Origin of the sequence: Pseudomonas prosekii (genome assembly GCF_900105155.1) — a bacterium.
GTDB classification, from domain to species: Bacteria; Pseudomonadota; Gammaproteobacteria; order Pseudomonadales; family Pseudomonadaceae; genus Aquipseudomonas; species Aquipseudomonas prosekii.
In genome coordinates, this window is the sequence record NZ_LT629762.1 from 1,652,975 (window position 1) to 1,675,411 (window position 22,437).

General features: G+C 59.2%; 14 protein-coding genes and 2 pseudogenes. 13 read left to right on the forward strand and 3 right to left on the reverse strand.

The annotated features are described in order from the left end of the window. Window positions 1–35: 35 nt before the first annotated feature. The 10 genes from BLU01_RS07730 (at window position 36) to BLU01_RS07775 (ending at window position 13,776) form a co-directional block, all read left to right on the forward strand. Entirely contained in the window at window positions 36–1,208 is a 1,173-nt protein-coding gene (locus BLU01_RS07730; RefSeq protein WP_092272971.1) for an alginate biosynthesis protein Alg44, read from the forward strand. A gap of 15 nt (window positions 1,209–1,223) precedes the next feature. Next, entirely contained in the window at window positions 1,224–2,729 is a 1,506-nt protein-coding gene (algK, locus tag BLU01_RS07735; protein ID WP_092281517.1) for an alginate biosynthesis TPR repeat lipoprotein AlgK, read from the forward strand. Then, window positions 2,726–4,213, forward strand: a complete 1,488-nt coding sequence (locus BLU01_RS07740; RefSeq protein ID WP_092272975.1) for an alginate export family protein — start codon at window positions 2,726–2,728, stop codon at window positions 4,211–4,213. Before algK ends, BLU01_RS07740 begins: the two co-directional genes overlap by 4 nt. A 26-nt stretch (window positions 4,214–4,239) precedes the next feature. Continuing rightward, entirely contained in the window at window positions 4,240–5,829 is a 1,590-nt protein-coding gene (algG, locus tag BLU01_RS07745; protein WP_092272978.1) for a mannuronan 5-epimerase AlgG, read from the forward strand. A gap of 10 nt (window positions 5,830–5,839) precedes the next feature. After that, window positions 5,840–7,297 carry an alginate O-acetyltransferase gene (locus tag BLU01_RS07750; protein ID WP_092272981.1) on the forward strand — a complete coding sequence of 486 codons (1,458 nt, stop codon included), beginning with the start codon at window positions 5,840–5,842 and terminating at the stop codon, window positions 7,295–7,297. 10 nt (window positions 7,298–7,307) lie between these two features. After that, entirely contained in the window at window positions 7,308–8,438 is a 1,131-nt protein-coding gene (locus tag BLU01_RS07755; protein ID WP_092272984.1) for a mannuronate-specific alginate lyase, read from the forward strand. Window positions 8,439–8,651: 213 nt separating this feature from the next. After that, complete coding sequence (locus BLU01_RS07760; protein ID WP_092272987.1) at window positions 8,652–10,217, forward strand: MBOAT family O-acyltransferase; 1,566 nt, start codon at window positions 8,652–8,654, stop codon at window positions 10,215–10,217. A gap of 11 nt (window positions 10,218–10,228) precedes the next feature. Further along, complete coding sequence (locus tag BLU01_RS07765; RefSeq protein WP_092272990.1) at window positions 10,229–11,404, forward strand: alginate O-acetyltransferase; 1,176 nt, start codon at window positions 10,229–10,231, stop codon at window positions 11,402–11,404. A gap of 14 nt (window positions 11,405–11,418) precedes the next feature. Continuing rightward, complete coding sequence (locus tag BLU01_RS07770) at window positions 11,419–12,072, forward strand: alginate O-acetyltransferase AlgF (protein ID WP_092272993.1); 654 nt, start codon at window positions 11,419–11,421, stop codon at window positions 12,070–12,072. A gap of 252 nt (window positions 12,073–12,324) precedes the next feature. Then, window positions 12,325–13,776, forward strand: coding sequence for a mannose-1-phosphate guanylyltransferase/mannose-6-phosphate isomerase (locus tag BLU01_RS07775; RefSeq protein ID WP_092272996.1), 1,452 nt, complete (start codon window positions 12,325–12,327; stop codon window positions 13,774–13,776). 110 nt (window positions 13,777–13,886) lie between these two features. Here BLU01_RS07775 and BLU01_RS07780 read toward each other — a convergent pair whose 3' ends face one another. Continuing rightward, window positions 13,887–16,688: an RHS repeat-associated core domain-containing protein gene (locus BLU01_RS07780; protein ID WP_092272999.1), complete on the reverse strand. Its 2,802-nt coding sequence runs from the start codon at window positions 16,686–16,688 to the stop codon at window positions 13,887–13,889. 216 nt (window positions 16,689–16,904) lie between these two features. On the opposite strand from BLU01_RS07780, the pseudogene BLU01_RS28255 reads away from it, so the two are divergent. After that, a pseudogene (locus tag BLU01_RS28255) lies at window positions 16,905–16,994 on the forward strand (alginate biosynthesis protein AlgA); the annotation flags it as partial. Window positions 16,995–17,089: 95 nt separating this feature from the next. Here BLU01_RS28255 and BLU01_RS07785 read toward each other — a convergent pair. Further along, window positions 17,090–19,933: an RHS repeat domain-containing protein gene (locus tag BLU01_RS07785; protein ID WP_092273002.1), complete on the reverse strand. Its 2,844-nt coding sequence runs from the start codon at window positions 19,931–19,933 to the stop codon at window positions 17,090–17,092. 167 nt (window positions 19,934–20,100) lie between these two features. Between BLU01_RS07785 and BLU01_RS07790 the strand changes: the two genes are divergently transcribed. Next, window positions 20,101–20,565: a multidrug transporter gene (locus tag BLU01_RS07790; protein WP_092273005.1), complete on the forward strand. Its 465-nt coding sequence runs from the start codon at window positions 20,101–20,103 to the stop codon at window positions 20,563–20,565. Window positions 20,566–20,597: 32 nt separating this feature from the next. Continuing rightward, the gene (locus tag BLU01_RS07795; protein WP_092273008.1) at window positions 20,598–21,422 is read left to right on the forward strand and encodes an SDR family oxidoreductase; all 825 of its coding nucleotides are present in this window, start codon (window positions 20,598–20,600) and stop codon (window positions 21,420–21,422) included. A 110-nt stretch (window positions 21,423–21,532) separates the two neighbouring features. On the opposite strand, the pseudogene BLU01_RS07800 reads toward BLU01_RS07795, so the two are convergent. Then, window positions 21,533–22,413 (reverse strand): annotated as a pseudogene (locus BLU01_RS07800) (LysR family transcriptional regulator). Window positions 22,414–22,437: the final 24 nt, after the last annotated feature.

The following is a 22,437-nucleotide window of genomic DNA, read 5'->3' on the forward strand; positions in this document are numbered from 1 at the left end:
CGCCCCCTTATTGAATTAACCAGGAAATCGCCCATATGAATACCGCCCTGAACACCAACGTAGTGCACGAATCCGAAGCCCAGCGCCAACACGCCCGCGTGAAAATCCCGGCCAAGCTGCGCTTTTTCGGAACCACCGGCGCGCCGGTCGAAGCACGGGTCGAAGACCTTTCCGCCGGTGGCCTGTGCTTTAACGCCGGCACCCAGAAAGCCCTGACCATCGGTGAAGTGCACAAGGCTCGCCTGCAGTTCGTGATCGATAACCTTGGCCTGGCGATGGACGTCGAGTTGCAGATCCGTTCCTACGATCGCCAGACCGGCCGCGCCGGTTGCCAGTTCCAGAACCTCGAACCGCAAGACATCTCGACCCTGCGTCACCTGATCACCTCGCACCTGGCCGGCGACATCGTCAGCATGGGCGAAGTGCTGGCGACCCTGCAGCGCGACAACTTCACCAAGGCGCGCAAGGTCAAGGATGGCGGCCACGGCATGACGCCGTTCGGGCGTCTGCGGGCAGTGACGTTCAGCTTCGCGATTTTCCTCGTCGGCCTCGCGGCGTTCGGTTTCATCTTCAAGTCGGTGTACGGCATGTACTTCGTCAGCCATGCGCAGGCCGGTCTGGTCAGCGTGCAAGGCATGAACATCACCATGCCGCGTGACGGCACCGTGCAGAGCCTGGTTAAAGACGACGGCGTTGCCGCCAAAGGCGCGCCACTGGCGACCTTCAGCACCAGCATGCTGGATGTGCTCAAGGGCCATCTGGACGAAGACCAGTTGCAACCGGCCAAGGTTGAAGAACTGTTCGGCAAGCAAATGACCGGCACCCTGACCTCGCCGTGCGATTGCACCGTGGCGCAGCAACTGGTCGGCAACGGTCAGTACGCCAGCAAGGGTGATGTGATCTTCAACCTGGTGCCGCGCAACAGCGAAGCCAACATCGAAGCGCGCTTCTCCTATCGCCAGTTCGCCGACGTGCGTCCGGGCGCTCCAGTGACGTTCGAAATCGCCGGCGAAGATAAGACTCGCACCGGCAAGATCGTCAGCAGCACCAGCCTGAAAAGCGCTGACCTGTCCTCCGATATCCGTGTCCTGATCAAGCCTGACGAGCCGCTCGACAGCACCCTCGCCGGTCGCCCGGTAGAAGTGAACAGCGATCGTGGCCCGAGCCTGAACTGGCTGATCGACAAAGCCATGGCCGCCGGTATTTAAGCAGAGGACATGCCCGTGACGACTCCAAATATCCTCAGTACACCGCAGTCCCTGTGGGAGCGAGCTTGCTCGCGATGGGATCAGCGCGGTCTGTCTGATGCACCGAGCCGCCAGCAGCGCGAGCATGCTCGCTCGCCCAAGGGTTATGCGTTTTGCGCACTGGCCCTTGCGGTCAGCCTCAGCGGTTGCGTCGGCCTGCCCGACCAACGCCTGGCCAACGAAGCCTTGAAGCGCGGCGACACCGCGCTGGCGCAGCAGAATTATCAGCAACTGGCAGACCTCGGTTACAGCGAAGCCCAGGTCGGCCTCGCCGATATCCAGGTCGACAGCCGTGACCCGGCGCAGATGAAACAGGCCGAGGCGACTTACCGCGCCGCGGCTGACGTTTCGCCGCGCGCTCAAGCCCGTCTCGGTCGCCTGCTGGTCGCCAAGCCGGGTTCGACCGAAGCCGAACAGCACGAAGCCGAAACCCTGTTGAAAAAAGCCTCGGCCAATGGCGAAGGCAACACGCTGATCCCGCTGGCCATGCTGTACCTGCAATACCCGCACAGCTTCCCGAACATCAATGCACAGCAGCAAATCAGCAACTGGCGCGCCGAAGGCAAACCGGAAGCGGGCCTGGCCCAAGTGCTGCTGTACCGCACGCAAGGCACTTACGACCAGCACCTGGACGAAGTCGAAACCATCTGCAAAGCCGCGCTCAACACCACCGACATCTGCTACGTCGAGCTGGCCACGGTTTATCAGAAACAAGCCAAGCCTGAGCAAACCGCCGAGCTGATCAAACAGATGCAAGCGGCACATTCGCGCGGCACTGTTTCCGCTCAACGTGTCGACAGCGTCGCCCGTGTGCTCGGTGATGCCAGCCTCGGCAAAACCGACGAGAAAACCGCGCAGGCGCTGCTCGAAGACATCGCCCCGGGCTACCCGGCGTCCTGGGTCAGCCTCGCGCAATTGCTCTACGACTTCCCCGAACTGGGCGACGTCGACATGATGATGAAGTACCTCGACAACGGCCGCGCCGCGGATCAACCGCGCGCCGAACTGTTGCTCGGCAAGCTTTACTACGAAGGCAAATGGGTGCCGGCTGACGCCAAAGCCGCCGAAGCGCATTTCCAGAAAGCTGTGGGCCGCGAAGTGGCTGCCGATTACTACCTCGGCCAGATCTACCGTCGTGGTTACCTTGGCCAGGTCTATTCGCAGAAAGCTCTGGATCACCTGCTGACCGCTGCGCGCAACGGCCAGAACAGCGCCGACTTCGCCATCGCCCAGCTGTTTTCCCAAGGCAAGGGCACCAAGCCCAACCCGCTTAACGCGTATGTCTTCAGCCAGTTGGCCAAGGCTCAGGACACCCCGCAAGCCACCGAGCTTGCGCAAACATTAGAAGCCCAACTGCCGCCTGCCCAGCTCGCCGAGGCCCAACGCCTGTTGAAACAAGAACAGGCCGTTCGTGGCGCCTCGAGCCAGAACAAGCTGGATCTGCATGCACTGCAAGAAGAAGACGGCGAGGAAACACTATGAAGCTGAATCCATTTGTTCAGGCCGGCATTGGCCTGACATTCGCCCTGCTGTGGTCGTGCCCGACCCTGGCAGCATTGACCGAAGCCAAGAACTACGGTCTGGAAGTGAAAGTTACCGGCCAGTCTGAAGACGACCGCGACCTCGGCACTGCCGACGGCGGCGACGTCAACGGCGTCGGCCTCGACCTGCGTCCGTGGGTCTATGGCGAGAGCGGCGCGTGGAGCGCCTACGCGATGGGTCAAGCGGTGACGTCCACCGACATCATCGAAACCGACACCCTGCAACAGTCCGATAACGACGGCGCGCAGACCACCGACAACGGTGACCGCAAGACCAGGAAAAACTACCTGGCCATGCGTGAATTCTGGGTCGGCTACAGCGGCCTCACGCCATACCCTGGCGAGATGCTCAAGCTCGGTCGCCAACGCCTGCGCAATGACGACGGGCAATGGCGCGACTCCAACATCGAAGCGCTGAACTGGACCTTCGACACCACCCTGTTGCGCGCCAACGCCGGTATCGCCGAACGCTTCAGCGAATACCGCACCGATTTGAAAGAGCTTTCGCCGAGAGACAAGGATCGCCTGCACGCCTACGCCGATGCAGCGTATCAGTGGACACCGGGCAACTGGGTGGGGATTCGCGGTCATCACACTCACGATGACGGCAAGCTCGATTACCCGGAACCGGGTGTCGCCGGCGACTCGCTGGACAAGAAACAGAACGGTGACATCAGCTGGCTCGGCCTCACCGCCGACAGCGACGCCTACAACTGGCGCAACACCAATACCGTCAACTACTGGGGCAGCATCACCGGCATGAGCGGTGATACCGACACGGTCAACGCGCTGAATGCCGACGGCACCCGCCCGACCGAAGCCAAGACCGGTGAAGACCTTAACGGCTGGGCCACCGATGTCGGCGTGCGTCTGCGCCTCGATCCGCAATGGCAAGTCGGTGCAGCCTATGCCCGCGCCAGCGCCGATTACGAACAGAACGGCCTGGAAAGCAACCGCTCGAACTACACCGGTACTCGCTCGCGGGTTCACCGTTTCGGCGAAGCCTTCCGTGGCGAAATGAACAACATGCAAACCGCGACCCTGTTCGGTTCGTGGATGCTCAACGACGAATACGACGCCAGCCTCGTGTACCACAAGTTCTGGCGTGTCGACGGCAGCAAGCCGGTCGGCAGCAACGGCATCAACGCCGTCGAGAACGACACTGACGACGTCACTGGCGCGATCCTCTCCAGCACCTCGCTGCCGCTGCAGGATGGCAACAAGGACCTGGGTCAGGAAATGGACCTGGTCGTCACCAAGTACTTCAAACAAGGCCTGTTGCCAGCCGCCTTGAGCCAATCCATCGATGAGCCTTCGGCCCTCGTGCGTTTCCGTGGCGGTGTGTTCAAGCCCGGCGATGCCTACGGCAAAGAAGTCGATTCGTACATGCACCGCGCGTTTGTCGACGTGATCTGGCGCTTCTGATGCGAGCCGCGAAAGGAGTGCCCGACATGACCCATCCGAAGAGAGGCTCGATCACGTTGCTGGCCGGCGCGATGCTGCTGGCCAGTTCGGTCGCCTTTGCCAACGCCGAGCCGGTTGCGCCTGCTGCAAAAGGCCAACCGAGCACCGTGGCCAAGGGACTTCAGCAAGCCAAGACCTACACCGTCAGCAGCGCCCCGACCGCGCCGCTGGACTTGGAAAAGCCAAAATTGCCGGACACTTCCGGCTACACCGCCGAAGCGATTGCCGCGAAAGTCGTGCGCACCCAGCCGGGCAAAGTCAGCGTGCGCCGGATGATGCAGGAAGACGCGTTGAAGGACTTTATCGGCGGCGATAACAAGATGGCCGAGTGGGTGGTGCGTCAGCACGGCATCCCGCAGGCGATCTTCGTCGACGACGGTTACATGAACCTGCAAGACCTGGCGAAGAAGCTGCCCAAGCAGTACTTCAGCGAAACCTCGCCGGGCGTCTTCCTGGCGAAGTTGCCGATTGTCGTAGGGCGCAAAGGCATCCTCGAAATCGACCAGAAAACCCAGGAACTGCGCTTGTCGCAAGAAGCCGGTTCGTTCCTGGTCAACGACGGCCAGTTGTTCGTGCGTGACACCAAAATCACTGGGTGGAGCGAGAAGAACAACGGCCCGGCGGCGTTCAAGTCGCCGAAGGAATTCCGTCCGTTCCTGCTGTCCTGGGGCGGCACCGAAACCTACATCGCCAACAGCAAGATCGCCAGTTTCGGCTACGCCAACAGTAAGTCCTACGGCGTGAGTATTTCGCAGTACACGCCGAACATGGCCAAGGTGCTCAAGCGTCCTGAACCGACTGGCTGGATCGTCGGCTCCGAGTTCTCGGACATGTGGTACGGCTTCTACTGCTACGAAACCCGCGACTTCGTGGTCAAGGGCAACACCTACAAAGACAACATCGTCTACGGCATTGACCCGCACGACCGTTCGCACGGGCTGATCATCGCTGACAACACCGTTCACGGGACCAAGAAGAAGCACGGGATCATCATTTCCCGTGAGGTCAACGACAGCTTCATCTTCAACAACCGCAGCTACGACAACAAATTGTCGGGCCTGGTGATCGACCGTAACAGCGTCAACAACATCATTGCCTACAACGAGATCTACAAGAACCACACCGACGGCATCACCCTCTACGAGAGTGGCGACAACCTGTTGTGGGGCAACAAGGTGATCAGCAACAAGCGCCACGGCATCCGCATTCGTAACAGCGTGAACATTCGCCTCTACGAAAACCTCGCCATGGCCAACGGCTTGACCGGCGTCTACGGGCACATCAAGGACCTGAGCGACACCGACCGCGACATCAAGCTCGATCCGTTCGACGCCCAAGTGTCACTGATCGTGGTCGGCGGCGAACTGGCCGGCAATGGCAGCGGACCGCTGTCCATCGACTCGCCGCTGAGCGTCGAGTTGTATCGCGTGTCCATGCTCGCGCCGACCAAATCCAGCGGCATCAGCTTCAACGGGATTCTTGGCGAGCGCCAGGATGAAATTCTCGACCTGCTGGTGCGCCAGCAGAAAGCCGTGCTGATCGACCCTGTCGAACGCCAGACCGAATTGCAGGACTGAGGATAATTTTATGCACCCACACTTGATCAAATTACTCAGCCTGTCGGCCCTGACCGCCGGGATTCTCGCGGCCAGCGGCGGCGCCCGTGCCGACGATGGCGAGGCGGTCAAAGCACCGAACTTCACCGCCGACCCGTGCTGCAACCTGTGCCCGGAAGCCCACGACGCGAAAAACTACACCACCCGTTATCAGCAGAACTTCACCACGCTGGTACAGGCTCAGGGTGACTGGTTGTTCCGTACGCAAGAAGACTTGCGCACCGAGTTCGACACCTCCCCTGCCGGCTACAAACGCATGAAAGAACTGCACGATGCGTTCAAGAGCAAAGGCGTGGAGTTGGTGGTGGTTTATCAACCGACGCGTGGTCTGGTGAACCGCAACAAGCTCAATCCTGAAGACAAAGCCAAGTTCGATTTCGACAAGGCCTTGAAGAATTACAAGACCATGCTCGGCCGTTTCGCCGCCATGGGCTACACCGTGCCGGACCTGTCGCCGCTGACCAATGAGTCGCTGCCAGACACCTTGCCGGCGCACGATTTCTACTTCCGCGGCGACCAACACTGGACGCCATACGGCGCCCAGCGCACGGCGAAAATCGTCGGTGAGCAGATCAAGCAAATGCCGGCCTTTGCCGACATTCCGAAACGCGAATTCGAGAGCCACAAGTCGGGTCGCATGGGCAAGACCGGAACATTACACAACATGGCCGGTCAACTCTGTGGCACGAGCTACGCGGTCCAGTACATGGACCAGTTCACCACGGAGCCCAAGGGCGAAGCGGCCGATGGCGACTTGTTCGGTGACTCCGGTAATCCCGAGATCACCCTGGTCGGCACCAGCCACAGTGGCAAGAACTACAACTTCGCCGGTTTCCTCGAAGAGGCGATCGGTGCCGACATCCTCAACGTGGCATTCCCTGGCGGTGGCCTGGAAGGTTCGATGCTGCAGTACCTGGGCAGCGAAGAGTTCCAGAAGAAGCCGCCGAAAATCCTCATCTGGGAATTCTCGCCGCTCTATCGCCTCGACCAGGAAACCATCTATCGCCAAATGATGGCGTTGCTCGACAACGGCTGCGAAGGCAAAGAAGCACAAATGACCGGCAGCAAAACCTTGAAGCCAGGCAAAAACGAATTGATGGTCAACAGCAACAACCTGAACCTGCAAAACGGCAGCCACCAGGTCGACATCCAGTTTGCCGATGCGTCGGTGAAAGTCCTGCAAGCCACCCTCTGGTACATGAACGGTCGCCACGAGGACATCAAAATCGAAAAACCGGAAACCTCCGACACTGACGGGCGTTTTGCCTTTGAGTTGCGCACGGACGAAGACTGGGCCTCGCAGAATCTGCTGGCCGTCGAAGTCCAGGGCCCTGAAGCCGGTGCCGCGCCACAAAAAGTCGAAGCGAAAATCTGCAAACGCAACGTATTCCCGGGCGCTGGGCAACGTACCGCTCAAGCCGGGCAATGAGGTTACCTCTATGACATTGCACACCCGCACTTTGAAAAAGTTACTCGCCCCTTCGTTGCTGACGCTGGCGATGTTCGCCGGCGCCACGCAGGCCGCCGCGCCACTGCGTCCGCCACAGGGTTATTTCGCACCGATCGAAAAAGTCAAAACCGGCGACAACAGCGAAGGCTGTGACGCGATGCCGACGCCGTACACCGGCTCGCTGCAATTTCGCAGCAAGTACGAAGGCTCCGACAAGGCGCGTTCGACCCTGAACAAGCAGTCGGAAAAAGCTTTCCGCGACACCACTGCCGACATCACCAAGATTGAGCGCGGCACCAGCAAGCGCGTGATGCAGTACATGCGCGACGGTCGTCCGGAACAACTCGAATGCACGCTCAACTGGCTGACGGCCTGGGCCAAGGCAGATGCGTTGATGTCCAAGGACTTCAACCACACCGGCAAGTCGATGCGCAAATGGGCATTGGGCAGCATGGCGTCGGCGTACATCCGCCTGAAGTTCTCCGACTCGCACCCGTTGGCCAACCACCAGCAAGAGTCGCAGCTGATCGAAGCCTGGTTCAGCAAAATGGCCGATCAAGTGGTCAGCGATTGGGACAATTTGCCGCTGGAAAAAACCAACAATCACTCGTACTGGTCCGCCTGGTCGGTGATGGCAACGTCCATCGCCACCAACCGCCGCGACCTGTTCGACTGGTCGGTGAAGGAATACAAAGTCGGCGCCAATCAAGTTGATGCGCAAGGCTTCCTGCCAAACGAATTGAAGCGTCAGCAACGCGCCCTCGCCTATCACAACTACGCCCTGCCGCCACTGTCGATGATCGCCAGTTTTGCCTTGGTCAACGGTGTCGATCTGCGTCAGGAAAACAACGGCGCGCTGAAACGCCTGGGTGATCGCGTGCTGTCCGGGGTGAAAGATCCGGATGAATTCGAGAAGAAGAATGGCAAGGAACAGGACATGACCGACCTCAAGGTCGACTCGAAATTTGCCTGGCTCGAACCGTTCTGCTCGCTCTACACCTGCCCGCCGGACGTGCTTGAAATGAAGCACGACATGCAGCCGTTCAAGACCTTCCGCCTCGGCGGCGACTTGACCAAGGTCTACGACCCGGCCAACGAAAAAGGCAAAAAAGGCTCCTAGAGCCGAATGCAAAACCTGTAGGAGCAAGGCTTGCCCGCGATGGCCGTAACGCGGTGCAACAGATGAACCGAGTCATCGTTCATCGCGAGCAAGCTCGGCTCCCACAGGGTTTGTGCAAGATGCAAGTTTTTGTGTGTTAGCCCGCCAGTTTTCCATGGGGGGTTTGGGGGGGCCGTTGGCCCTTGACTGTTGGTTAAACATGGAGAGATCGGGATGGTATTTTCGTCCAATGTGTTCCTGTTTTTGTTCTTGCCGATCTTTCTCGGCATGTACTACTTGAGCGGGATTCGCTATCGCAACCTGCTGCTGCTGATCGCCAGTTATGTGTTTTATGCCTGGTGGCGCGTGGACTTCCTTGCGCTGTTCGCGGCCGTCACGCTGTGGAACTACTGGATTGGCCTGAAGGTAGGCGCCGCCGGCGTTCGGACCAAACCGGCCCAACGCTGGTTGCTCCTGGGCGTGGCCGTCGACCTGTGCATTCTCGGCTACTTCAAGTACGCCAACTTCGGCGTCGACAGCATCAACGCGATGATGACCTCGGTCGGTCTGTCGCCGTTCATCCTGACCCACGTGCTGTTGCCGATCGGGATCTCGTTCTACATCTTCGAGTCCATCAGCTACATCATCGACGTCTACCGTGGTGACACCCCGGCAACGCGCAACCTGATCGACTTCGCTGCATTCGTCGCGATCTTCCCGCACTTGATCGCCGGCCCGGTGTTGCGTTTCCGCGACCTCGCCGACCAGTTCAACAACCGCACCCACACCCTCGACAAGTTCTCCGAAGGTGCCACGCGGTTCATGCAGGGTTTCATCAAGAAGGTGTTCATTGCCGACACCCTCGCGGTGGTCGCCGACCATTGTTTTGCCTTGCAGAACCCGACCACCGGCGATGCCTGGCTGGGCGCCCTGGCCTACACCGCGCAACTGTATTTCGACTTCTCCGGCTACAGCGACATGGCCATCGGTCTGGGCTTGATGATGGGTTTCCGCTTCATGGAAAACTTCAAACAGCCGTACATCAGCCAGTCGATCACCGAGTTCTGGCGTCGCTGGCACATCAGCCTGTCGACCTGGCTGCGTGACTACCTGTACATCACGCTGGGCGGTAACCGCAAAGGCACGTTGATGACCTATCGCAACCTGTTCCTGACCATGCTGCTCGGTGGTCTGTGGCACGGCGCGAACATCACCTACATCGTCTGGGGTGCATGGCACGGCATGTGGCTGGCGATCGAAAAGGCCCTGGGCCTGAACACTTCGCCACGCAGCATCAACCCGATCCGCTGGGCGCTGACGTTCCTGCTGGTGGTGATGGGCTGGGTGATCTTCCGCTCGGAAAACCTCCACGTCGCCGGTCGCATGTACCACGCCATGTTCAGCTTCGGTGAATGGTCGTTGTCGGAACTCAACCAGGCCAGCCTCACCGGCTTGCAAGTGGCCACTCTGGTCGTCGCTTACATGACCCTGGCGTTCTTCGGCATTCGTGATTTCTACGCCAACCTGCCGCCAGAAAAGGCCAAGCCTGCGGTCAACGTCGAGGCCGATGGCCCGGCATCCGCGACCCCGGGAATGATCAAAGCGGTACCGGGCGACAACCCTGGCGCGATTCACGAACCGGGCTACACCGTCGGTACTGAAGCGACTGTGCAACCGGCCTACTGGACCGCTGACTGGTCCCGCTACGTGATGCGCACGTTGGTATTGGCGTTGTTCATTGCCTCGATTTTCAAACTCTCGGCGCAAAGCTTCTCGCCGTTCCTTTACTTCCAGTTCTGAGGGATCTGACCATGACCCGCTCATTACGCATCCTCTACATCGGCCTGTTCCTGGTGACGCTGTTGGTCCTGGGCGTGTGGTCCACGCGCAGCTTCTTCGGTTTCACCACGAGTGCCGAAACCACCGTGCTCAACGGGCGCTGGACGAAAGCGGTAGAGACGCACTACGACGAAGAATTCCCGATCAAGCGCCTGGGCACCAACCTCTGGGCCGCGCTGGATTTCAAACTGTTCAACGAAGGTCGTCCGGGCGTCGTGCTCGGTCGCGACCAGTGGCTGTACAGCGATGAGGAATTCAACCCGATCGTCAACGAAGAGCTGAACCTGCAAGGCAACTACGCGCTGGTCGAAGGCGTACGCCAGACGCTGAAAGAAAAAGGCGTGAAATTGGTGATGGCGATTGTTCCAGCCAAGGCGCGCCTGTACCCGGAGCACCTCGGTGACGTCAAGCCTTCGAGCATTCACGCCAACCTGTATCAGGACTTCCACGCTCGTGTAGCGGCCGACAAGATCCTCGCTCCCGACCTGCTCGGCCCGTTCAATCAGGGCAAGCTCAACGGTCAGCAGATGTTCTTGCGCACCGACACCCACTGGACGCCGGAAGGCGCGCAAATCGCCGCCGAAACCCTGGCCAAGACGATTGCCGAGAAAACTCCGCTGAGCGGCGAACCGCAAAAATTCGTCACTGCTCCTGCGGAAAAAGTCACCCACAAAGGCGATCTGCGACTGTTCCTGCCGCTGGACCCGCTGTTCGAAAACCTGATGCCGGCCACCGAGCCGCTGCAGAAGCGCAACACCGTGGCGGCTGACGATCAGCCTGCCGCCGATGACGCGCTGTTCGCCAACACCGAAGTCCCGGTGGCCCTGATCGGCACCAGCTACAGCGCCAACCCGAACTGGAATTTTGTCGGTGCGCTGAAGCAAGCGCTGAAAAGCGACGTGGTCAATTACGCCGAAGACGGCCACGGCCCGATCCTGCCGATGCTCAGCTATCTGAAAAGCGATGCTTTCAAGAACAGCCCGCCACAGGTGCTGATCTGGGAGTTTCCTGAACGTTATCTGCCTGTGAACAACGAAATCGGCGACGCCGACCCGCAGTGGGTCGCAGAGCTCAAAGAAGCCGGCGCTCGCCAACAAAACGTAGCCGCAAACACTAAATCCGAGACGCCCGACCGGGCGCAAAACTGAAAGAGAGGTACACCATGACTTTCACTACTACTCCTCGCCGTCTCGCGAAGACTTTTGCTCTTGTTGCCGGCATGAGCGTGCTGTCGATGTCGGCCTTCGCCGGTGACGCCGCACTGTATGGCCCGACCGCACCAAAAGGCTCGTCCTTCGTGCGGGTCTACAACGCCGGTAACGCTGAAGTCAGCGCCACCGTCGGCACCACTAACCTCAGCGATGTTGCGCCACTGGGCAGCAGCGATTTCAGCTTCATGCCGGGCGGCGACTACAGCGCCAAGGTCGGCAGCCAGACCCTGCCGGTGAAACTCGCCGGTGACCACTATTACACCCTGGTCAACAACGCCAGCGGCGCACCACAACTGATCGAAGAACCGCCGTTCAAGAACAAGCAGAAATCCCTGGTTCGCGTGCAGAACCTGAGCGACAAGGCGCTGACCCTGAAGACCGCTGACGGCAAGACCGAAGTGGTGCCATCGGTTGCGGCCAAGGGCCGTGGCGAACGCGAAATCAACCCGGTGAAAGTCAGCCTGGCCCTGTACGACGGCGCGACCAAGGTCGGCGACGTCAAGCCGGTTGCCCTGGAACGCGGCGAAGCGGCCGTGCTGTACGTCACCGGTAAAGGCTCGAGCCTGTCGCCAGTCTGGGTAAAACGCCCGGTTTCGACACGCTAATGAATTCGTCAGAACGGTGAATCCCTTGTAGCAGCTGGCGAAGCCTGCGTCCGTCGGCGAAGCCGTCGCAAAACCGGTGAATGCGGTCTTTCAGAGAGACCGCGTTGTCCGGATTGACGACGGCTCCGCCGCCGAACGCAGCCTCGCAGGCTCGGCAGCTGCTACAGAATCCGGTCTGACTTCGGCATAAGAACAAGAGTGAAACGACAGAACGCAGTAGCTCTAACCAATCGATTTTAAAGGAGTAACAACATGATTCCGGTGATCTTGTCAGGTGGTAGCGGCTCACGTCTTTGGCCGCTTTCGCGCAAACAGTTCCCTAAACAGTTCCTGGCCCTGACCGGCGAGCACACGCTGTTCCAGCAAACCCTGGAACGCCTGGTCTTCGAAGGCATGGACACCCCGATCGTGGTCTGCAACAAGGACCACCGCTTCATCGTCAACGAGCAGTTGAACAACCGTAAGCTCGAAGTGCAGCGCATCCTCATGGAACCGTTCGGCCGCAACACTGCGCCGGCCGTGGCCCTGACCGCGATGATGCTGGTCAATGAAGGTCGCGACGAGTTGATGCTGGTGCTCCCGGCCGACCACGTGCTGGAAGATCAGAAAGCCCTGCAACGCGCGCTGGCCCTGGCCACCGTTGCCGCCGAGAACGGCGAAATGGTCCTGTTCGGCGTGCCGGCGACCAAACCGGAAACCGGTTATGGCTACATCAAGTCGACCAATGACTCGCTGCTGCCCGAAGGCGTCAGCCGCGTTTCGCATTTTGTCGAAAAACCAGACGTCAAACGCGCCACTGAATACGTGCAGTCCGGCGGTTATTTCTGGAACAGCGGCATGTTCCTGTTCCGCGCCAGCCGCTTCCTCGAAGAGCTGAAAAAGCACGACCCGGACATCTACGACACTTGCCTGCTTACCCTTGAGCGCAGCGAGCAGGATGCCGACACCATCACATTCGACGAAGCCACTTTCGCCTGCTGCCCGGACAACTCCATCGACTACGCCGTGATGGAAAAAACCCAACGCGCCTGCGTCGTGCCGTTGACCGCTGGCTGGAGCGATGTCGGTTGCTGGGCGTCGCTGTGGGAAGTCAACGAAAAAGACGCCAATGGCAACGTGTCCAAGGGTGACGTGGTCATCCAGGACAGCAAGAACTGCATGATCCACGGCAACGGCAAACTGGTGTCGGTGATCGGTCTGGAAAACATCGTGGTGGTCGAAACCAAAGACGCCATGATGATCGCCCACAAGGACTCGGTCCAAGGCGTCAAGCAGATGGTCAACACCCTCAACGAACAGGGCCGCAGCGAAACCCAGAACCACTGCGAAGTCTATCGTCCGTGGGGTTCCTACGACTCGGTGGACATGGGCGGACGCTTCCAGGTCAAGCACATCTCGGTCAAGCCGGGCGCCTGCCTGTCGCTGCAAATGCACCACCACCGCGCCGAACACTGGATTGTGGTCAGCGGCACGGCGGAAGTGACGTGCGACGAAAACGTCTTCCTGCTCTGCGAAAACCAGTCGACCTACATCCCGATCGCGTCGGTCCACCGTTTGCGCAACCCGGGCAAGATTCCACTCGAAATCATCGAAGTGCAATCGGGCAGCTACCTGGGTGAAGACGATATCGAGCGCTTTGAAGATATCTACGGTCGCTCCACCCCGATCGAGCGCGGCGTGTCGGTGAAAACCATCGCGCAATAAGCCTCAGTAAACGAGAAGTGCCTCGGTAAACGACAAGCCCCCGTCCAGCCCGTTGCGTTCCCCATCCGCAGCGGGTAGGTCGGGGGCTTCTTTTTGGCAGGGCAACTACTTTAATGAAACGGCATCCACTGACTGCTCTTCGCCGCTCGATAAGCCACGATGTAGGCGTTTGGAATCGGCGTAATGAAGGTCATCTCGTGGGTCCTGGGTGGAATCATCGAGGCAAGCGTTGCCTGCTCAAGCGTGCTCGCATTCATAAAAAATCGTGTATCCAGTTGGTTTTTCGGAGTGAAGCTGTAGGGCGACGACAATCCAAGTGTCTGGTCATTCACGCCCCTTTCTTGCAAGTCCGGGATTTCCATCCGATAAAGAAAACCCCTGGTATCGCCATATCCTCCAGAATCTTCATCCAGGCCCGTAGAAACGTATCCGGGATTAAGTGCTCTCACGTGTTCCTGAGCGTGGGCGTTGAGACCATCGGTCTGTACTGCTCGTCTGAAATCCTGCTGGATTGCACTGCCTCTGTTATCGCGAGGATAGAACCCGCCCGCGTTGCGAATGACATGATCGGGGCGATCATCCCCCCTGAAAACCACGATGCTGCCTGTTTTTGAGACCATCAGTGAATGCGTGCCGACCTCCACGTAGCCGCTCGCATACGCAGGAAGCACTCGCGCCGAAAGATCCGCCGTCGGTAATTTGATCGGCGGTGGACGACCTGGCGCCGCAGCTTTTGTGGCAGGCGTGATGAGCGGGGCCTGCGCGGGCCTGGCGGGTAACTGCGGCGCGGTGGCGCGCGGGGTCGCCGCGCCCGAAGTTGACGAAGGGCGTGGTGACGGTGGCCCGGCGACACTGGTCGAATTGAAGAGCGCCGTCAGGGCTGAAATACGATTTGGTTGTTTATCCTTCGGATCGGGCGCCAGACCATCTCTGTCAATCAGCCCCACGGGATTGTTTCTGACCATGCGATACAAGTTCAGGCCATCAATATCACGCGCGGGATCGGGATTTACCCAGCGCTGCAACCATCCGATGGAATAACGGAATCCATAGTAGTAGAGCCCCGTCGCATCACGTTCCTTGCCGCTGTAGCGGACCGTTTTGTAACTGACTTCGGCCTCGTTCTGCCCGGCAAACCAGGCTGTCTCGCCAAACGCGTAGTACCCTTCGCGGCTGATGATCCGCGCATCATCGGCCAACTCCAGCGTGCAGGAATTCAAGTGATCGACGAGGCTGTAGCGGTACTGATCATTAGCCACTCCAGTGGGCGGAGTGGTTTCCCAATGCAGCACGCGAACGCTGTTGAGGCCGCCAGTGGCGGTAATCACTTGCAGCACTTCCCCGGTCCCGGAATGACTACGGATATCCAAACCCGGCAAATACCGGACGCCTGCCATCATGGTCCGGGCATTGGTCTGCAACGAGCGAGTTTTTCGTACCCGTTGGCCACCGCCATCGTAGAGGTAGGACTCAACGTCATTGCGTCCAGAGTCGCGCTCCACCGGGCTGACCGACTGCAACTGATTGCGCAGATCCCACGTCATCGAGCGTCCCTGATCGAGCATCAGCGAATTGCCGTTGGCATCGAACGCAGCGGCAATTTCCTCCTCGGTGGGTGGCACGCCGTTGCGCCAGGGCAAACAGCGATTGCTGTAGCGCGCAGCTTTTAACTCTCGTCCCGGACTTTGCGCCCCGACGTGCGTCAACTTCAGCAAGTTGCCACCCTCGTCATAACTGAAACTTTGCTGGTAATTGCTGAGCGCTGCGGGATCCATTCGCCCGGCCGAATTCGGTCCCTGATTCGCACTGCCCGCCTCCCAGCCAGATGCACCAATCAACTGATAAAGACTGTCGTAGTTAAAACAACTGATGGGCTCGATGCGCTGATTATTGAAGTAACGCACCTCCAGCGCCTTGTCCTCGATGCTCAGGACATTGCCCATGCGGTCGTAGTCGTAGAACAAATGCTGCAATAAACCGCTGCGATTGCTGAACGCTCGCCGCTCGATCAACAGTCCATCTGCGGCGCCATAAGAGAGCTTCGTCTCGACATGATTACCCGCCACTTCGCGAATAATCCTGCCATCGGCGCTGTACTCGATTTCGCTGACCAAAGTTTGCCAAGTGAGCTTGCCGGACAACTTCAACGCACTGTCGCGCAGCAACCCATCAACGGTAAAAGCGAACGCCTGGCAGTTGTGCCGCGCATCGGTTTTCTCCAGTACATTGCCCTGCGGGCCATAACGCCACGTCGAAAGCGCGCCCTCGCCCGGTTCCAGCAACTGTTGGCGATCTGCAATTGGCTCAGGCCAATCCGCGGCGACAGGGTCTTTGGTGAAATGCTGAATATGGCGCGTGCATTGACGGGTGAGTGCAAACGATTCGAACAACACCGTGCCGCCGGGGCTGTCGTGCCGCGACAGTTGCCCGCACAGATTAACGGCCTGATTGCCAGGTTCGGAACCGCCATATTCCAAACGTTCGACACAGCTTCGCGGCGCGGAGCCTTGCTGTTCGAACGTTGCCACTGGCCGCAGTTGGTCGTCGTATTCGATATCGTTGCGCGTGCCGCGACTGTCCCAACGTTGCACCACTTGATTGCCGGTGCCCGGCAGGCTGACTTGCAGTCCGGCATCCACGCTGAGCAGCGACACAACGTGATCGGACAGCGAATGCACGCTCGTCATGTTCGCCGGCGTCAGCGGGTCCTCGGCTTGCAGCGCCCACAGCCGCGGGTCCCACTGTTTGACTGGGCGCCCGCCCAGATCGTAAGCCACTCGATTGACCCGAGCCTGCGCCGCGAGTTTTTCATCCTCACGCCAGTAATCGACCGAACGCACCGCAAGTCCGCGCGGATCGACGACGGATAAGGTGGGGGTCCTGTAATGCGTTGTCGTGATTGAAGCGTGCATGACGATGCGTCCCGGTTAGCCAGACATGATCTAACCGTTGCCGCGCAGCATCTGGCTACTGTCAGAAATTACAGTACAGATCAACGGTAATGTCGGTTGATCGTTGAATGTTAATTTTCGCAGCCCCCGGTAAATGGCCTACCGGCGCTAATTGAGAAGTTGTTAGTCCCTCTCACGAGATTCCATTCAAGATTATTGAAGCGCCGGTGATAACCGGGCGAAGACGATATCGAGCGCTTTGAAGATATCTACGGTCGCTTCACCCCGATCGAGCGCGGCGTGTCGGTGAAAACCATCGCGCAGTGATTGATCTGTAACACCAGAAGCCCCTGTCCAACCCGCCGCGTTTTCCTATCCGCAGCGGGTTGGTCGGGGGCTTTTTTTGCCAACGTCATGGCAAGTCACATTTTCAATGGATTCCTATTTTGCTTTGCAAATGTTTTCCATTTGTCTAACAACCGCTCAGGCAACGGATTCAATTGACCTGTTTCAAAATAACCACTCTGTAATTCGCTCTTTGTCACATGGCCTGAATCGATCATGAATTTAGCCATGTTCCCGCCCCAATGTTGAGCCTCTCCACCTACGCTCGTTGTGAAATAACCCGTTTTGTACACCGCCCCGGGATACATGTCTTTAAAGACTTGATGGGCAAAGTAGTCGGTAATGTGTTCGTCATAATTACTATTACTTACAGACGTATCCGTCTCCGGTTGAAAGCCTACATGCCCGTACGAAGAAGCATGCAAGGCTTCGTGAACAATCGTTGAACGGATTTTATCTCCATCAAGCTGACCGTTTTCAGAATAATCCGGTGCGGTTACCCCCATGTAAATTGTTCCGTCTGGCGACGTCCAGGCGGCAGGATTGGCACGACGATCTTCCTGATTGAACTGCATCGTTTCATTGCCCGGAACAGACCTGATTTTTTCAAAAAGGTCTTCGTGCGTTACATCCACTACTCTTATAGGGTTAACCGACACACCAAATTGTTGATTGATCGTTTTGGCAAGTTGAACCGTGTCGACATAGTCTTTTGTTTGCCATGGCTTTGAAGCCTGATTGGCTGGCATTTGCAGGCGCGCCAATGCAATTGGCTGAAAAAGCTTCTGAGTCTGCGCGACTTGCCCTGGCAGTGGTGGCCGAGGTGGTGCGAAACCAGCGCCAGGCGGTGGTGGAGGTGGCAGTGCTGCCGATCCCGGTGGCGAAGGTGGCTGTGGAGGCACGGGTGGTGCGCTCGGTACAGTGGGCGCCCGTCCATCGACATCGATCAACGTGACAGGGTTATTTCTAACCATCCGATACAGGTTCAAGCCATCTACCGCGCCTGCTGGATCCGGATTGAGCCATCGCTGCAGCCACTCTATGTAGTATCTGAATCCGTAGTAATAAAGCCCCGTCGCATCCCGTTCCTTGCCCGAATAACGAACGGTTTTGTAATCCCCATCGGTTTCGTTCGGGCCGGCAGACCAGGCTGTTGCTCCGAAGGGGTAATAAGTTTCCTGACTGATGATTCGCGCATCGTCGGCGAGTTCTAGCGAACAGGAGTTCAGATGATCAACCAGGTTGTAACGGTACTGATCGTTATTCACGCCGAACGGCGGATCGGTTTCCCAATGCAGCACCCGAACACTATTGAGCCCGGCCTGCGCGCTGATGACCTGCCGCACCTCCCCGGTACCGCTGTCGGTGCGCAATTCAAGTCCCGGCAAGTAACGCACTTCAGCCACCACGGTCCGGGCATTGGTCTGCAACGAGCGAGTTTTTCGTACCCGTTGGCCACCGCCATCGTAGAGGTAGGACTCAACGTCATTGCGTCCAGAGTCGCGCTCCACCGGGCTGACCGACTGCAACTGATTGCGCAGATCCCACGTCATCGAGCGTCCCTGATCGAGCATCAGCGAATTGCCGTTGGCATCGAACGCAGCGGCAATTTCCTCCTCGGTGGGTGGCACGCCGTTGCGCCAGGGCAAACAGCGATTGCTGTAGCGCGCAGCTTTTAACTCTCGTCCCGGACTTTGCGCCCCGATGTGCGTCAACTTCAGCAAGTTGCCACTCTCGTCATAACTGAAACGTTGCTGATAATTGCTGAGCGCGGCGGGATCCATTCGCCCTGTCGAAGCGGGTCCCTGATTCGCACTGCCCGCCTCCCAGCCAGATGCACCAATCAACTGATAAAGACTGTCGTAGTTAAAACAACTGATGGGCTCGATGCGCTGATTATTGAAGTAACGAACCTCCAGCGCCTTGTCTTCGATGCTCAGGACATTGCCCATGCGGTCGTACTCGTAGAACAAATGCTGCAATAAACCGCTGTGATTGCTGAACGCCCGCCGCTCGATCAACAGTCCATCTGCGGCGCCATAAGAGAGCTTCGTCTCGACATGATTACCCGCCACTTCGCGAATAATCCTGCCATCGGCGCTGTACTCGATTTCGCTGACCAAAGTTTGCCAAGTGAGCTTGCCGGACAACTTCAACGCACTGTCGCGCAGCAACCCATCAACGGTAAAAGCGAACGCCTGGCAGTTGTGCCGCGCATCGGTTTTCTCCAGTACATTGCCCTGCGGGCCATAACGCCACGTCGAAAGCGCGCCCTCGCCCGGTTCCAGCAACTGTTGGCGATCTGCAATTGGCTCAGGCCAATCCGCGACGACGGGCTCCTGGGTGAAGTGCTGGACGTGCCGGGTACATTGACGGGTTATCGCAAACGACTCGAACAACACCGTCCCGCCGGGGCTGTCGTGCCGCGTCAGTTGCCCGCACAGATTAACGGCCTGATTGCCAGGTTCGGAACCGCCATATTCCAAACGTTCGACACAGCTGCGCGGCGTCGTGTCTTGCTGTTGGAACATTGCCACTGGCCGCAGCTGGTCGTCGTATTCGATATCGTTGCGCGTGCCGCGACTGTCCCAACGTTGCACTACTTGATTGCCGGTGCCTGGAAGGCTGATGTGCAGTCCGGCATCCACGCTGAGCAGCGACACAACGTGATCGGACAGCGAATGCACGCTCGTCATGTTCGCCGGCGTCAGCGGGTCCTCGGCTTGCAGCGCCCACAGCCGCGGGTCCCACTGTTTGACTGGGCGCCCGCGCAGATCGTAAGCCACTCGATTGACCCGAGCCTGCGCCGCGAGCTTTTCATCCTCACGCCAGTAATCGACCGAACGCACCGGCAGTCCGCGCGGATCGACGACGGATAAGGTGGGGGTCCTGTAATGCGTTGTCGTGATTGAAGCGTGCATGACGATGCGTCCCCGTTAGCCAGACATGATCTAACCGTTGCCGCGCAGCATCTGGCTACTGTCAGAAGTGACAGTCGCGACTGACGGCAAGCGTGCTTGAACGCCGAATGTCCATTCCGGCGACCGTTCGGTAGGATGGTCGCCATAAGTTCAAGGAGCGTTTCCCTATGTTCATCGGCGTCCTGCTGGTCATTACCTGGCTGATCCTGTTGCTGCGCTACCCGGCCAAAGCCTTGCCGGTTTCCATCGCTGCCGCGATCGGCCTGGGGTTGGTGGCGACCTGGGTGATCTGGATGGACAACCGCGAGGTCAAGCAACTGGCGCGGCTGGAGTTGCGGATCACCTACGCCCCCGAACACTGTCCTGCGGATCGCCCGTTGCAGCTGACCATGAACAACGGCAACGACGTACCGCTTACCGAATTGCGCTGGCGCATCGCCGCTTATGCGCCGGGCGACACGGTCAACCTCGCCGACAATCAATACGCCGCCCCACGCTATCGCGGCCCCGGCGAATTGCAGGCCGGCGCCAGTTGGCAAGACTGTTTGCCGCTGCCGCCACTGCGCCCGGGTTATCGCCCGCAAACCCTGGAGTTTCGCGCCGAACACTTGCAGGGTAGCTTTTCCGATTAAGCCCTTTCCTCTGATTGCACAAGGACCGCGCCATGCCCGTTGCGTTGATTACCGGTTGTTCCAGCGGCATTGGCCGCGCCCTCGCCGATGCGTTCAAAAGCGCCGGTTACCAGGTCTGGGCCAGCGCCCGCAAGGCTGAAGACGTTGCCGTGCTGGCGGCGGACGGTTTCACCGCGGTGCAACTGGACGTCAACGACGGCGTTGCGTTGGAGCAGTTGAGCGAGCGCATCAATCAGCAACACGGCGGCCTCGATGTGCTGATCAACAATGCCGGTTACGGCGCGATGGGCCCGCTGCTGGATGGCGGCGTGCCGGCGATGCAGCGTCAGTTCGAAACCAACGTGTTTGCCGTGGTCGGCGTGACCCGCGCGCTGTTTCCGGTACTGCGCCGGGCCAAGGGTCTGGTGGTGAACATCGGCAGCGTTTCCGGGGTTTTGGTCACGCCATTCGCCGGCGCGTATTGCGCGTCGAAAGCCGCGGTGCATGCCTTGAGCGATGCGTTGCGCATGGAACTGGCGCCGTTCGGCATCCGCGTGATGGAAGTCCAGCCCGGTGCCATCGCTTCCAGTTTCGCGAAAAATGCCGGCAACGAGGCCGAGCAGTTGATCAGCGAACAATCGCCGTGGTGGCCGCTGCGCGAAGGCATCCGCGCGCGGGCCAAGGCGTCGCAGGACAATCCGACCCCGGCCAGTGAGTTCGCCGCTGGTTTGCTTAAAGCGGTGCAGCAGAACAAACCACCACGATTGCTGCGCCTCGGCAATGGCAGCCGGGCATTGCCAATGCTGGCGGCGTTGTTGCCCAAGGGCTTGCTGGAATCGGGGTTGATGAAGCGGTTTGGGTTGGGTGGGCAGCTCTGAATTCGCGTCATCGTTCTTCGCGGGCAAGCCTTGCTCCTACAGGGGATTGCATTGCAGCCGCAGGAGCGAGGCTTGTCCGCGAAGAGGCCCGAACATTCACCAGAAAAACCTCAACCCCAACCCTTCATGAAATCAATAAACGCCCGCACTTTCAGCGGCAAATGCCGGGTGTCCGGGTACAACGCGTACACCCCTTGCCGGGCGAAACCGTGATCGGCCAATAACCGGGTCAACCGGCCCGCATTCAAATCTTCCTGCACCAGCCACTGCGGCAAAATCGCCACGCCTGCCCCGACAACGCAAACGCACGCAGCGTCGCCGAGTTGTCGGCGACGATGGCCGTGGTGCCGGGTTTTGGCTGATACAAATGCTCGGCGCCGCTCGGGTCAGTCACCGCCAACTCCGGCACCCGCCCATGCCCCAACGTCGGCAACGACTCCAGTGCCGCCAGCGTATCGACGGCGGCAAATCGCCCGACCAATTCCGGCGCCGCCACGGCAAAAATCTCGAATGTAGATAACTGCACCGCGCGCAAATTGGAGTCGAGCATGCGCCCCAGCCGTATCGCCACATCGAAGCGTTCGGAGATCAAATCGGCGTGCGTCGATGAGGTCGACAAGTGAATGTGCAACTGCGGATGCTGCTGACGAAACACCGCCAGCGCCGGCACCACTTGCGCCAGGGCGAACTCGACCGTCGTGGTAATTCGCAACGACCCCTTGAGCTGCGAGTGCTCCGAACGCGCTTCTTCAATCGCCAGTCGCGCTTCATCGAGGGTCCGCAAACAACGCTGATAAAAACGCTCACCGGCATCGGTCAGGGCCAATTGCCGGGTGTTGCGCGTAAGCAAAGTCACGCCCAACTCCTCCTCCAGACGCTTGAGGTTGAAGCTGACTACCGCGCGGGTCTGCCCGAGCAAATCAGCCGCAGCGGTCAACGATCCGGCCTCGACCACGGCTTTGAAAGTGTCGAAACGGTCCAGGCTAACCATGGGCGCAGCGCTCCTTGTCGAAAT

Coding starts and splice junctions, on each gene's coding strand:
- BLU01_RS07730 (WP_092272971.1), top strand. CDS start 36: ATGAATACCGCCCTGAACACCAACGTAGTGCACGAATCCGAAGCCCAG.
- BLU01_RS07740 (WP_092272975.1), top strand. CDS start 2,726: ATGAAGCTGAATCCATTTGTTCAGGCCGGCATTGGCCTGACATTCGCC.
- algG (WP_092272978.1), top strand. CDS start 4,240: ATGACCCATCCGAAGAGAGGCTCGATCACGTTGCTGGCCGGCGCGATG.
- BLU01_RS07750 (WP_092272981.1), top strand. CDS start 5,840: ATGCACCCACACTTGATCAAATTACTCAGCCTGTCGGCCCTGACCGCC.
- BLU01_RS07755 (WP_092272984.1), top strand. CDS start 7,308: ATGACATTGCACACCCGCACTTTGAAAAAGTTACTCGCCCCTTCGTTG.
- BLU01_RS07760 (WP_092272987.1), top strand. CDS start 8,652: ATGGTATTTTCGTCCAATGTGTTCCTGTTTTTGTTCTTGCCGATCTTT.
- BLU01_RS07765 (WP_092272990.1), top strand. CDS start 10,229: ATGACCCGCTCATTACGCATCCTCTACATCGGCCTGTTCCTGGTGACG.
- BLU01_RS07770 (WP_092272993.1), top strand. CDS start 11,419: ATGACTTTCACTACTACTCCTCGCCGTCTCGCGAAGACTTTTGCTCTT.
- BLU01_RS07775 (WP_092272996.1), top strand. CDS start 12,325: ATGATTCCGGTGATCTTGTCAGGTGGTAGCGGCTCACGTCTTTGGCCG.
- BLU01_RS07780 (WP_092272999.1), bottom strand. CDS start 16,688: ATGCACGCTTCAATCACGACAACGCATTACAGGACCCCCACCTTATCC.
- BLU01_RS07785 (WP_092273002.1), bottom strand. CDS start 19,933: ATGCACGCTTCAATCACGACAACGCATTACAGGACCCCCACCTTATCC.
- BLU01_RS07790 (WP_092273005.1), top strand. CDS start 20,101: ATGTTCATCGGCGTCCTGCTGGTCATTACCTGGCTGATCCTGTTGCTG.
- BLU01_RS07795 (WP_092273008.1), top strand. CDS start 20,598: ATGCCCGTTGCGTTGATTACCGGTTGTTCCAGCGGCATTGGCCGCGCC.